The 12,132-nt window shown below is 46.2% G+C and carries 15 protein-coding genes, 2 tRNA genes and 1 pseudogene; 10 read left to right on the top strand and 8 right to left on the bottom strand.

What is annotated here, in order from left to right; genetic code table 11:
* From RSA72_RS12180 to drt2, 5 genes and pseudogenes are all read left to right on the top strand, one after another.
* Positions 1-94: hypothetical protein (locus RSA72_RS12180; RefSeq protein ID WP_332633241.1), on the top strand; the 94-nt coding region annotated here is incomplete at its 5' end.
* A 200-nt stretch (positions 95-294) separates the two neighbouring features.
* Entirely contained in the window at positions 295-444 is a 150-nt protein-coding gene (locus tag RSA72_RS12175) for a hypothetical protein (protein WP_332632752.1), read from the top strand.
* A gap of 173 nt (positions 445-617) precedes the next feature.
* Positions 618-1,241, top strand: a complete 624-nt coding sequence (locus RSA72_RS12170) for a PH domain-containing protein (RefSeq protein ID WP_332633237.1) — start codon at positions 618-620, stop codon at positions 1,239-1,241.
* A 43-nt stretch (positions 1,242-1,284) separates the two neighbouring features.
* Positions 1,285-1,461 (top strand): annotated as a pseudogene (gene fadA / locus RSA72_RS12165) (acetyl-CoA C-acyltransferase); the annotation flags it as partial.
* 417 nt (positions 1,462-1,878) lie between these two features.
* On the top strand, positions 1,879-3,258 hold the full coding sequence (gene drt2, locus RSA72_RS12160) for an antiviral reverse transcriptase Drt2 (protein WP_332633235.1): 1,380 nt from the start codon (positions 1,879-1,881) through the stop codon (positions 3,256-3,258).
* A gap of 22 nt (positions 3,259-3,280) precedes the next feature.
* Here the strand turns inward: drt2 and tehB are convergent, their stop codons facing one another.
* Positions 3,281-4,147 carry an SAM-dependent methyltransferase TehB gene (gene tehB / locus RSA72_RS12155; protein ID WP_332633239.1) on the bottom strand — a complete coding sequence of 289 codons (867 nt, stop codon included), beginning with the start codon at positions 4,145-4,147 and terminating at the stop codon, positions 3,281-3,283.
* A gap of 559 nt (positions 4,148-4,706) precedes the next feature.
* On the opposite strand from tehB, the gene RSA72_RS12150 reads away from it, so the two are divergent.
* Together RSA72_RS12150 and RSA72_RS12145 are read left to right on the top strand one after the other, a co-directional pair.
* Positions 4,707-5,405, top strand: coding sequence for a hypothetical protein (locus tag RSA72_RS12150; protein WP_332624253.1), 699 nt, complete (start codon positions 4,707-4,709; stop codon positions 5,403-5,405).
* Between the two features lie 283 nt (positions 5,406-5,688).
* Positions 5,689-6,126 carry a hypothetical protein gene (locus tag RSA72_RS12145; RefSeq protein ID WP_332624252.1) on the top strand — a complete coding sequence of 146 codons (438 nt, stop codon included), beginning with the start codon at positions 5,689-5,691 and terminating at the stop codon, positions 6,124-6,126.
* A gap of 64 nt (positions 6,127-6,190) precedes the next feature.
* Here the strand turns inward: RSA72_RS12145 and RSA72_RS12140 are convergent, their stop codons facing one another.
* From RSA72_RS12140 to RSA72_RS12110, 7 genes are all read right to left on the bottom strand, one after another.
* The gene (locus RSA72_RS12140; RefSeq protein ID WP_332624251.1) at positions 6,191-6,475 is read right to left on the bottom strand and encodes a hypothetical protein; all 285 of its coding nucleotides are present in this window, start codon (positions 6,473-6,475) and stop codon (positions 6,191-6,193) included.
* Positions 6,476-6,572: 97 nt separating this feature from the next.
* A complete protein-coding gene (locus RSA72_RS12135; protein ID WP_332624250.1) occupies positions 6,573-7,322 on the bottom strand; it encodes a hypothetical protein in 750 nt (249 codons plus the stop codon).
* Between the two features lie 262 nt (positions 7,323-7,584).
* Entirely contained in the window at positions 7,585-8,079 is a 495-nt protein-coding gene (locus RSA72_RS12130; RefSeq protein WP_332624249.1) for a hypothetical protein, read from the bottom strand.
* A 150-nt stretch (positions 8,080-8,229) separates the two neighbouring features.
* A complete protein-coding gene (locus RSA72_RS12125) occupies positions 8,230-8,961 on the bottom strand; it encodes a class I SAM-dependent methyltransferase (protein WP_332624248.1) in 732 nt (243 codons plus the stop codon).
* Positions 8,962-9,164: 203 nt separating this feature from the next.
* Positions 9,165-9,240 (bottom strand) — tRNA-Phe (locus RSA72_RS12120).
* Positions 9,241-9,374: 134 nt separating this feature from the next.
* A tRNA-Phe gene (locus RSA72_RS12115) sits at positions 9,375-9,450 on the bottom strand.
* Between the two features lie 195 nt (positions 9,451-9,645).
* A complete protein-coding gene (locus RSA72_RS12110) occupies positions 9,646-10,023 on the bottom strand; it encodes an acetyl-CoA sensor PanZ family protein (RefSeq protein ID WP_332624662.1) in 378 nt (125 codons plus the stop codon).
* A gap of 96 nt (positions 10,024-10,119) precedes the next feature.
* Between RSA72_RS12110 and hisB the strand changes: the two genes are divergently transcribed.
* The 3 genes from hisB (at position 10,120) to RSA72_RS12095 (ending at position 11,947) form a co-directional block, all read left to right on the top strand.
* Positions 10,120-10,713 (top strand): imidazoleglycerol-phosphate dehydratase HisB, encoded by a 594-nt coding sequence (gene hisB, locus RSA72_RS12105; protein ID WP_068910596.1) that lies wholly within the window; start codon positions 10,120-10,122, stop codon positions 10,711-10,713.
* Complete coding sequence (hisH, locus tag RSA72_RS12100) at positions 10,713-11,330, top strand: imidazole glycerol phosphate synthase subunit HisH (protein WP_332624661.1); 618 nt, start codon at positions 10,713-10,715, stop codon at positions 11,328-11,330. Before hisB ends, hisH begins: the two co-directional genes overlap by 1 nt.
* Positions 11,331-11,482: 152 nt before the next feature.
* On the top strand, positions 11,483-11,947 hold the full coding sequence (locus RSA72_RS12095) for a DUF805 domain-containing protein (RefSeq protein ID WP_332624660.1): 465 nt from the start codon (positions 11,483-11,485) through the stop codon (positions 11,945-11,947).
* Positions 11,948-12,132: the final 185 nt, after the last annotated feature.

Below are 12,132 nucleotides of genomic sequence, written 5' to 3'. Positions count from 1 at the left end.
TAACGTAATGGAACAACAAGATACACAAATTGGTCTTGCGACCATGTGTATCGGTCTTGGTCAAGGTATCGCGACTATTATCGAACGTGTTTAATTTTTAATTAAATACTGAGATAAAAAGAACCCCGCTTATTGCGGTAATGCCAGTCAGTTAAGAAATTGACTGGCATTTTCTTTTTAAATTCTAGACTTTATTTGATACGCGGAAGTGTCATCCGCAACCTGAGCAAGAATAAAAGCACTGCTTTTATTCGAAGCGCAAGGCGAAGCGGTGGCATTTGAAATGGATTGTTTTTGCAAAAAGGCTATTTAAGTGCAGGAAGTGAACAGGTTTCGCGGATGACAAATGCTTTTGGTTCTTTTGGCGAAACAAAAGAACAAAACGAGCTCCAAAAATTCGATTTAAAAACGGTAAGACTCCGCCGTGAATGGCCCAAAAGTTAAGGAGCTTATTGTAGAATTCCTTAACTGATCAGCATTACGCTTATTGCGGGGTTTTTTATGGCCTGCCGGCTGCATAATATTTTATTACAAATTCAAACGGCAAAACGCTTTGCCCGGAATAGGGCGCCATAGCAAACTACGCTTCGATTTCTACAGAACAATAAGGTTTCATCATGTTTAAAAATATGGCGGCGGATCTGATGGGCACCAGCGACATCGGCAAAATTATTGAGCCTAAGGATTATGACAAAACAGATATTGATGACTATATTTTTCATGAAGACAATGAAAAAATCTTCTTTCTGATTAAAGCGAAAACCGATGAATACTGCTTTACCAATACCGCATTCATTCATCTTGATGGCACAAGCGCGGTCAGTAAAAAACGCACTTTATACCGCTACCCGTATAAGCACAGCCAGATCAGCCAAGTGCTTCTGGAAACTGCAGGCACAGTAGACCGCGATGTTGAACTTAAATTTAAATTAGGCAGCCTAAGCTATTCAATTGATATTGAGAAAAGCCAAATTGATAAAGTCCGCGATGTGTACAAGGCTTTATTTGGCATTGGCGAAGCATGCAAGGAGATTGAGCGCCAAACAGCGGTGCTAATGCAGACACAGCAGGCGGTGAATAATATGTTTTCCCTGCGTGAGCTGCCTGAGCAGGCTTTGCTAAACCTGCCTGACATTATTTGCCAAACCACACTGCAGGTTGAAGCCAATTTGACCGCGCGTCGCAAGCAAATTGAAAACTATGATTTTTCTGAAATTTTTGAGCGCTATATCAAGCAATAAAAAGATTCATCAGCAAAGAAGCTTAGGTCTTGATGGTAAGTAAGATATCATTAACTTAAATGGTGGCGCGATTGCACTGGGTCACCCATTGGGTTGTTCTGGTTCACGTATTACAACGACGTTGTTAAATGTGATGGAACAACAAGATACGCAAATTGGTCTTGCGACTATGTGTATCGGCCTTGGTCAAGGTATCGCGACGATTATCGAACGTGTTTAATTTTTAATTAAATACTGAGATAAAAAGAACCCCGCTTATTGCGGGGTTTCTTTTTATTAAACAAATATTTGTGATTTAAATTTGAATTCAGTATATTACTTAAGCCCATGTTGTAGAACATGGGGAAGGTAATCTGTTGTCAAGTATTGCACCACACAGTATTAGAACAATTTCTAGTACATCTGGTGAAACACTACAAACTGCTTGGAACCAAGTACAGACAATGTATATTGAACTCCACAGAATGTAATCAATGCTTCTCATAGTATAATCCTTTCGTGATCTAAAGACGATGTAGAAGGCTTCTTCTAGAGGGTACGTAATATTGGGTACTTGGGTATGCTCAAGAGATTCTATTCGTAGAGTAGAACGTGTTTCACGAGGACTATCGTCAGCCTTTTCTTGAGTTTTCTAATAATGACTATTGATCACACATTTTTTAAAGAACGTCAGAAAAAATATCTTCATTTTGATTATCCCCTTCCTTCAGAAAAAATATTTGAATATGTAACTGATGTCCAAAAAATTGAAAAACATGCGTTCTACCCTTTCATACATTTTGAATTAAGTTCTAGAAAAATTAAAAAAAAAGGTTTTAAATTTATAAAAGGTAAAAAACAAATTATTATTGAGAAGCAACCACCAAAGATTAGAGAAATCAAATACTCCTCACATATTGATGGTCATATTTATTCCTATTATGCTTATTTATTAACTCCTAATTACGAAAAATTACTAGCAGAGTTCAATCTTAGTGACTGTGTCTTAGCTTTTCGAAAGCTACCCAATTCGCCAAGTAATATTCATTTTGCTAATACCGTTTTTGACAATATTAAACAAAGACAAAACTGTGTAGCTTTATGTTTTGATATCAAAAAATTTTTTGATGAACTTGACCATCAAATATTGAAGAAAGCTTGGTTAAAAATTCTAAATGAAGAAATATTACCCAAAGATCATTACCAAGTTTTTAAGTCAATCACTAAATTTTCTTATGTAAACAAGAAAGACGTTTATCAAGCTATAGGATTATCAATAAATAGAAATCATAAAAATTTAAAAAGGCTATGTACGAGTCTCGAATTCAGATCTCAAATTAAAGCCAAAAAACTAATTATTAAGCACAATAAAACCAAAGGTATCCCCCAAGGCTCAGCTATAAGTGCATTTTTATCAAACATATATATGCTTGAATTTGATATAAGTATGAAGAATTTATTATCAAAATATAATGCTAAATATTATAGATACTGTGACGACATCCTCATAATTTGTGATTCAAAACATGGATTGGAAATAGATTTAGAAATACAAAAAGAAATCAGACAACTAAAAGTCCAAATTCATCCTGAAAAAACAAAACGAGTTTATTTCAAAAATGGTTTGCACATCTACGATCAGCCACATATGAGCAAACAGCCTCTTCAATATTTAGGTTTTATTTTTGACGGTAAAAAAATCCTCCTGCGTGATGCTGGTTTAGCTAAATATTCACATAAAGTCATGAAAGCCATAAAAATGACCAATAAATATTTAGTCAAAATTAATATTGCTCGAATAAAACGCGGGGAACCTCCTCTTGAAAGACATAAAAAACATATCTATAGAAGGTTTTCATTCATAGGGAGTCGAAATTATATTAGCTATGCACTAAGAGCAGCCTCTATAATGAATGAACCTGCCATAAAAGCCCAAATTAAACCTCATTGGGCTAAAATTCAGAGGCATATCGAAAAGCATAATGAATTAAATAAAGACTTTTACCTTATAGCAAAAGATACACCTTGCTCCAAGTAAGCTATTGATACAGGGAATTATCCTACTCAGCCTTCTGCGCCAATAACGTCGCAAAATGCTGTTTAATCCTTTTCCCCTCTGCATCGACCCGATGCAATTCCCCGACATTTTCATTGTATTTCACAATCTTCCATCCCTCGTACAAAGCGCTTAACTCCCCTGCTTTAAAAGCAAAAGGAAAGTCAGCCTGCGCAGGAATATCATTAGTATCCATCGCACAGACGATCAAGTTAAAACCATTCACTTCAGTCGCCTGCTGCATCTGAGCAATCAGCGGTTTCACAGTTTTAGCTTGCAAAAACATCATCACCACCGTACAGCAAATAAAGTCGTATGTGCCTATAATGCTTGGGTCAGCATTTAAGTCACGCTGCCGCACATGAATATTTTGAATGCCTTCAGCCTCTATAATCTGCTCTAGCTTTTGCAAACTTTGCGGATTAGCATCCCAAGCATCCACCTCAAAGCCATGCTGACTTAAGTACAGCGCATTGCGCCCCTGCCCGCAGCCCACATCCAAAGCGCGGCCGCCTTGCAAATACGGCACAGCGGCCAAAATTTCTGAGTGAGTAGGTGACAGCTGATATTTCTTATAAAAATAATCTTGCGGGCTGCAGTAAAATTGCAGCTGGCATTCAAGGTCATCACTTGCCGAAACAATTTTGTGCCATGCTTGAGGCTCAATAAAAGGCGGCTGCTGCTCAGCGCTAAAGATCTGCTCAGACTGCACAGCACCGGCTTCATCTAAAAAAGCAAAGCTCAGTTCACCTTGATAAATCTTTAGCTTGGCCCACGTGCCCGCTTTGGTATTGTGCTGATTTTTAAATCCTTGCGGGATGGCCTGCGCTGTCCACACTGGAAGTTCTTTATAACAAATCAAATCTTGCATAAGCCTATTTCCCACAATGCTATGGCGTATTCGCCAGTTCATACTTTTTAATCAAGCGCTTTCCTGATCATAGTCCGTTCATGCTCAAATGAACATCCATTCATTCAATGTCTTGGAACAGCAGATTGATAAAAATAAAACCTATAGGGCTTTTTAATTCAGCCATACACCCGGCCCGCGGCGCTTCCATCTATTTAGCTTAATCCCCCAAAAACTTAATGCTGATCAGTTAAGCGTAATTTCATTATTACTGATTGATAAATCTCCCCTAACCCCTCTTTAAAAAAGAGGAGGGAACACCCTTGAATTCAAGACCGTATTGAATTTCAAAATACTCCCTCCTTTGAAAAAGGAGGGTTAGGGAGGATTAAAAATGCTTAACTGACTGGCATTACCCCCAAAAAACTTGGTTTTCAATTTCATACAACTCTGCATAAAAGCCGTTTTTTCATCTTTTTTAAACTTCTGCGTTTTGGCTCCATTTTTGGCATTTTAATGTTAGGCTTAAGGACAATAAAAACTCAGTTTGCATAAATTTCAAATTATTAGGAGCCAATTGATGCTGTCACCACTGACAAAAACAGCCATAGCCATCGCCGCCGCGGGAACGCTTTTATCAGGCTGCGCAACCAAAACCCTCATCAGCAAAGATAACCGCTCCTATACCCGGACCAGCAAAGTGACTTTGGTTGAAGACAGCGTCATTGCATTTGGCAAGCCGGCGCAGGCCGTGGTGAATTTGCCCAAGGACAGCCTGGTGATTGCGGGCCAGAAAAACAGCTATATTCTGACTCAGGGCGGCGCCCAGTTTGTCACGCTGATCAGCAAGCTTGACCCGAAAAATATTCAAATGACCAAAGAGCTGACCTTCTATTCAGAAAATAATGACGGGCATTTCTCCGGAACCCTGCCCTTGTCCTATGTCAAGCTGCAGGAAGACATTTCAAAGAAAGACCTGGAATTCTTTATTGAAAACGGCGCGGAAGAATGCTCAAGCTCCAGCGACAAGCGCATGAATGCGCAGCGTTTCTGCTTTAACCTTAAGCTGGATGGCGTGGTCTACCCTGCCGCCAGCAATATTGCCTCCCTGAAAGCCTTAAGCAAGCCTTATCAGGTCAACATTTACACCCATAAAGAAGAAAGCTATAAATCTAAATCCGGCATGAATCCGCTGGAAAAACTGGTGCTGCTGCCGTTTGCCGTCGCAATTGATGTCATCAGCCTGCCTTTTCAGGCCGCTGAAAAGATTTTTGACTGACGGCCTTCACTATCTGGCGCTGAAAGATAGATCCCCGCTGCAGGCGGGGATTTTTATGCCTGCATATACAGATTGCGCGCTGCTGAGCGGGCAAAGCATCCTGAAGGAAGATGCAGGAAAGGAATGTAACTGCCCCGCAACATCCTGTTATTACTCTGTAATTTCAGTGGAATATTCACACATTTTCAGCTCAATAAAGCACCGCTGCCAAAAACACGCCATCAATAAAGACTAAACTAAAGCAATAATTCCCTCACTTTATCAACATACTAGGATTCTATTCATGAATGCCCTTAAAACAGCTTTATCTATTGCTTTAATTGCCGGCTCCGCTTCCGCTATGGCGGCTGAACAGGCAGCGCCTGCGGTTAAAGTGCAAGCTGTAAAAGCGCAGGCCAAACTGGCAAAAGCCGATGCGGTAAAAACTGCTGAAGCAGCCAAAGGCCAAACTGCAGCTGCTGTCAAAACCGCTGCGGCTCAAACTGCAGAAGCTAAAGATGCAGCTGCCGCTCAAGCTTCGGAAGCTGTGGACGCAGCCGCCGCAAAAACTGAGGCTGCAGTGGATGCGGCTGCAGAAAAAACTGAAGCAGCAATGGACGCGGCTGCTGAAAGTGCAGAAGCGGTAAAAGACGCAGCGGCTGAAAAAGCGCAAGCGGCTGAAGCTGAAGTGAAAGCTGAGAAAAAAGGCTTCTTCTCCTGGTTTAAGAAAAAAGCCGCTTAATGCCAGCTAAGCGCCATAAAAAAAAGATGCCTTTCCGGGCATCTTTTTTGCATCCGCTGCCGGCTTAGCAGGCATATTGGTGCTCCAGCTCATCCCTCAGCCACGCCATATATTTTTCCGCATCCATAAAGTCCGGCGCGCTGCCGGTATCCAGGCTGTAAAACTGCCGATTAAACTCAATCACAATCTGCTCGGTATGGTGCCAGTCTTCGATCAGGCGGAAGTACAGGCTGAAGAAAAAGCGGTTTTTGCCCCAGTTGCTGAGGCTTTCCAATTTCGGATAATGCTTGTTTTTTAAAAATTCTGCATATACGCGTTGAATGTCATCTATGACATACACTGTTTTCATGATTTCACCTGCTCAATTGAAGCGGATAGCGGCTCAGCAGCTCCACTCTAAAATGCAATTTTGAAAGCTTGATGACAGGCAAAATTTAGATACAGTTTTACAGCTTCTCCGCAATCTCCTGCCGGTTCTGCACGCTGACCCGTTTCATCTGCTTATTCAGCGCCAGAATCTCCTGATACAGCGCATTGAACTGCTGCAAAGGCTCATCTTCATAGAACATGAACAGCTGGCCGCGCTTTTCCCAGCGGTTATTTTTCAGCACGGCAAAAATCGCTTCGGCCTTGCTCAGGCTCTGCTTTTCCAGCTCAAACAGCGCATGCGCTTCATCGCTGTGCTGGCTGTCCCTTAGGCTTTGCGCCAGCTGCTGGCGGTAGCGGCTTTTAATCGGCAGGCTTTTCGCCTGCTCCAAACTGTTCTGCTCCAGCTGCGCGGTTTTCAAGTCGTAGGCATCGGTCACGGCGTGCACATTTTTCAGCATCTCCTGCGTGGCTTGATAGTTCTGCTTTTTATCGGCAGCCAGGCGCTCAATATCCAGAAAACGGTCCCAGTCCAGCGCTTTCAGTTCGCGGATATACTGGTTGCGCGCCTCCGCGCTCTGCATCATCTGGCGCAGCACAAAGTCCGCCATCACTTGATAATCGCCCTGCAGGCGCGGGTCAGCGGTATCCACTTTGATGGGCTGCGAAGGGTCTTTGGCCTGCTGGAAAATCTGCTCAGTTTTTTCCAGCAAAACCGCCTGATAGGCCTGCAGCTGGCCCAGTTCTTTCTGCTGCGCATGGTACTGGTAAAACATCGCGCCAAAAACAACCGCCGTGGCAGCAGCTAAAATAATAAAGATGCGCGGCATAAAAACGCTCCGAATCCTGTTTTTTACAGTTTAACTTTAAAACAGCTCAATGATGAATATTTGCACAATATATAGGGGCGGATTTTTTAAATTCAAAGCATTGCCGGACTTTGAATTCATTTTTAAATTTAAAAAATTTCAGATAAAAACTTTGAATTCAAAATGCGCAATTGCGGATTCTGCAGATAGCTCAGGCACCTTCAGGCCATAAAAAAACTCATGAGCCAATCATGAGTTTTTTGAATTTAAAGCCGTGCGCAGCTTACTGGCGCGGCGGAACAGCCGGCAAGGTGCGGTCAATGCTGCCGATATTAATCTGCTCCCGGCTGATCTGCACATTCACCGCATTGCGGTCTATGCCGAACGGCTGCAGCATGATATACAGGCCGTTGCGCGGGTCTGAAGACTGCAGGCCGTTGGCGATATTCAAGACATGCTGCTGCAGCGCAGGCGGCAGGCTGGACAGGTTCGGCGCCGGCTCCATCGGCAGGATATTCAGATTGGCCACCACTTCAGGGGCAACAGTAAAGGACTGCGCGTCATTTTCAATCTGCATCACGCGGTGCTGCAGGGCTTTGCGCCGCGCAGTTTCCTGCTGATAGGGAATAACGCCGGTTTCCCGGCGCAATTCCGGTTCCGCCATAACCGTCAGCGCAGGCAGGCGCACGGCCTCCTGCTGCTCCTGCGCGGAAGCGGGGATGGAGGCTGCGCAGGCAAGCGCGGCGGCCGCATAGGCAAGCTGTTTAGGGAGATTCATTTTATTGTACTCAATGGTCAAATACTGAAAGATGAACGCATCTTTGCAACTGCCTTAATTGTACAATAAAGCGCCGCAGGCTCAGTTTTTGTCAGATAAACGGCGCAGCGCCCCCGCAGCGGGCTGGCCCTGCATCTGGTGTATTTCACATCACAACTTTCCAATCCTGAGCAGCACAGGAAAACGGACTGAATGCTGCGCTGAGCGCTCCTGCGCAAAAAAACCGGCCAAGGCTGCAAGCGGATGTTGCCCGCCCTGCTGCGCATAATGCCTGAGGCCCGACCAGGTATTGAAATAGTTCAGCAGCTGCCCGCCTGTCCAGCGGTACTGCAGCTGCAGCGCGGGCGCTGTCTGTTCCTGAAAAGGGAACGGAATCGTCCGGTACAGTTCATCCACATAGCGACGCTCGGCATCCCAGCAGCCTTTGAGCGTTTCAAAATACAGCTGCCGGATCAGCCGGTTTAAGTCAGGATTTTCCGCTTCAATCAGGCCATAGCCGGTCACCGCCAGGCATCCATCCGACTTCAATACACGGCGCGCTTCGGCATAAAAAGCGTCGAAATCAAACCAGTGGATAGCCTGCGCCACCGTCACCAAATCAGCGCTTTGAGCGGGAAGCCCGGACTGCTCTGCCGGCGCAGCGCGGCAGGTGACATTCTCCAGCTGCGGCGCCTGCGCCAATTGAGGAGCGCTGATGTCGGTAGCCAGCACCCGCTGAAAATGCGGCGCCAGCCATTGGGTGAATTGCCCGGAACCGGCGCCGCAGTCCCAGGCCAGTTCACGCGCCGGCGCATGCTTTAGAATTTCTTCAATAATGGCGGCAGAATAGCCGGGCCGCGCCTGCCGGTACAGCGCGCTGTGCTTAGAAAACAGGTCTTTCATGCGGCGTGCGCATCCTTCATGCCGGGAAACCTTCAGCATAGCTGAAAGTGCGCTGCCGGGGCATTGCCTTTCAGCTGCGCATGGCGCTGTTTTTCAACTGCAGACGGGCTGGCCTTTCAAGGCAATGCTGCCGCCTGAAAAACTGAAAAAGCAAAGCGCAGGCGAAAAAAAACCTCAAACAATGTTTGAGGCTTTTTTGAATATGGTGGCGAGACCCAGGATCGAACTGGGGACACACGGATTTTCAATCCGTTGCTCTACCTACTGAGCTATCACGCCGATGCGGTGTATTAAGCCGTATCCAGCTGCATTAGTCAATCAAAATCCTGAATATTTTTACTGAATGCATATTTTTTATGCAAAAAAAATCCCTGATGGGATCAGGGATTGAAACTTAAAATAAGTTTTGAATATGGTGGCGAGACCCAGGATCGAACTGGGGACACACGGATTTTCAATCCGTTGCTCTACCTACTGAGCTATCACGCCGATGCCGCGTATTAAACAGTTTTAGCCGCATGCCGTCAAGCGCCGGATTTTGCTTTTTGCGCCAATCGCTTATTTTTACAGCAAAATTGCGCTCATTCCCCGATCTTCAGCTTAAAATGCAGTCAATAATTCAGCTGAAGCGGCTGCGCGGGCGCAAAAAAGCAGCCCTGAGGCTGCCTGAATGCCGCGCCGGGCTTAGATTTTATCCAGATGCGCCAGGCAGCGGTGAATCGCGCCGCAGCCCGGCTCAAAGCTTTTCACGCCTTTTTCCTCTTCCATGCGCGTCACTTCGCTGACCAGCCGCTCCGCCACCCCGCGCCCGCGGTTGGCCGGATGCACTACGATATATTCCAAGGTTTTGCTTTCGCCCTGGCCGGTGCACCAGACCGCGCCAATCAGCCTGGTGTTAAATTCTGCGGTATAAACTGAGGTATACTGGGCTAAGTTTTGCTCTAGTTGTTCAATGGCATCCGCACCGTCGCTGAATTCCGGGCTGGTGTCATACAGCCGCTCAAGCTGGCCGCGCACTTCATCATTTGCTAAAGAAGTATAGGCATGTACGGTGATAGGCATTGATAAACCCTCCTGAGCAATCTAATATGCGGTGACTTTTCGTCACAGCGAAAAAATTTTACATCAATCATTTTGACGTATTTGAGGAACGTGTCTATGACCGATCGTATCAGTGAAGTGGTAAGAAACACCAACGAAACCAAAATCCGCGTTCGCGTGAATCTTGATGGTTCCGGTCAAGGCACTTTAAACACTGGTGTTCCATTTTTAGATCATATGATTGATCAAATCAAGCGCCACGGCTTATTTGATATTGATATTCACTGTGACGGCGACCTCGAAATTGATGACCACCATACCGTAGAAGACTGCGGCATTACCCTGGGGCAGGCCTTTGCGCAGGCGCTGGGCGATAAAAAAGGCTTAAAGCGCTACGGCCATTTCTATGCGCCATTGGATGAATCTTTAAGCCGCGTAGTGGTGGATTTGTCCGGCCGTCCGGGCCTATGGATGGACATTCCGTTTACCCGCTCGCTGATCGGCACTTTTGATGTGGATCTGTTCTCTGAATTTTTCCAGGGCTTTGTCAACCATGCCCTGATGACGCTGCACATTGACAATCTGAAAGGCAAGAACAGCCATCACCAGATTGAAAGCGTATTCAAGGCATTTGCGCGCGCGCTGCGCATGGCCTGCGAAGTTGACCCGCGCGCAGAAGGCAAAGTGGCTTCAACCAAAGGAACACTGTAATGACCCGTATTGCCCTGCTTGACTATGGCATGGGAAATCTGCACTCGGCAGCCAAGGCTTTAGAGCATGTCGGCGCCGCTGTAGATGTCACCAATGACCCGAAACTGATTGCGCAGGCGGACAAAATTGTCTTTCCCGGCGTAGGTGCAATGCGCGACTGCATGCAGGGCATGCATGAAGCCGGCATTGATGAGGTGGTGCGCAAGGCAGCCTTCAATAAGCCGGTTTTGGCGATCTGCGTCGGCATGCAGGCCTTGATGCAGCGCTCTGAAGAAAACGGCGGCACTGACGCATTGGGCATTTTCAAAGGCACGGTCAAGCGCTTTGCCGACATGGGCGGCCTGAAAGTGCCGCACATGGGCTGGAATCAGGTGCATCAGGCTGACCCAAGCCATCCGATGTGGAAAGACATTGAGCAGGATGCGCGCTTTTACTTCGTGCACAGCTATTATGTAGAGCCGGAAGACGCCGGCATTGTGGCAGCCACCTGCGACTACGGACTGCAGTTCTGCACAGCGCTGCATCAGGAAAACCTGTTCGCAACTCAGTTCCACCCGGAAAAAAGCCACACCGCCGGGCTGCAGCTGCTGAAAAACTTTGTGGAATGGGATATCTGACCGCTCCATTCCCGCCCCGCAACAAAAGCCCGCGCCCTGCGGGCTTTCTTATTCATGCAGCAATCCTGCTTTAATCTGCAGCAGAAACCGATTATTATTCGGACTTCGAACAATTATTAAACACCCCATCTAAAAACAACAGGAACATAATAATGAACAGCTATGCAAATGATTCAGGCCTGAACGCCGCCGGACGCTTTGGGCGCTTTTCCTACCTTGCGTGGAACTGCCTGCTGGCAATCGCCATGCTTCTCTTTATCGCCGTGATTGCCGTGCTTTTCCCTTCGCTCCTTCAAGGCGCAGCCGACGGCCTGCCGGCCTTTGCGGTGATTATTTTCGGCATTCTGTATCTTGCAGTGCTTTACTTCACCTTTGTTTTCACTATCCGCCGCCTGCATGACCGCAGCCACAGCGGCTGGCTGTCGCTGCTGCTGCTGGTGCCACTGGCCAATATCGGCATAGCGCTGTACCTGCTGTTCGCGCCCGGCGATGCGAAAAGCAATGCCTATGGCGCGCCGCGCGCAACCGCGGGCTGGGAAAGCGTGCTGGCATGGATTTACATTGCGCTGATGGCGCTGACCCTCATCGGCGGCATTGCAGCCGGTGTTATGAGCTGATCTAGCTTTAAGACAGCAGGATAAAGCCCGCCTGATGCGTAATGCTGATCAGTTAAGAAGTTTCACCATAAACTTCTTAATTTTTGGGGCTATTCACGGCGGAGTCTTACCGTTTTTAAATCGAATTTTGGGAGCTCGTTTTGTTCCTTGCGAAACAGTGTTTCTCATTCGCCAAAAGAACCAAA

The sequence above is a fragment of the Acinetobacter sp. genome (assembly GCF_036659555.1).
Lineage (GTDB): Bacteria > Pseudomonadota > Gammaproteobacteria > Pseudomonadales > Moraxellaceae > Acinetobacter.
The sequence above is the reverse complement of the archived record's forward strand: the minus strand, read 5'-3'. Positions and strand labels throughout refer to the sequence as shown.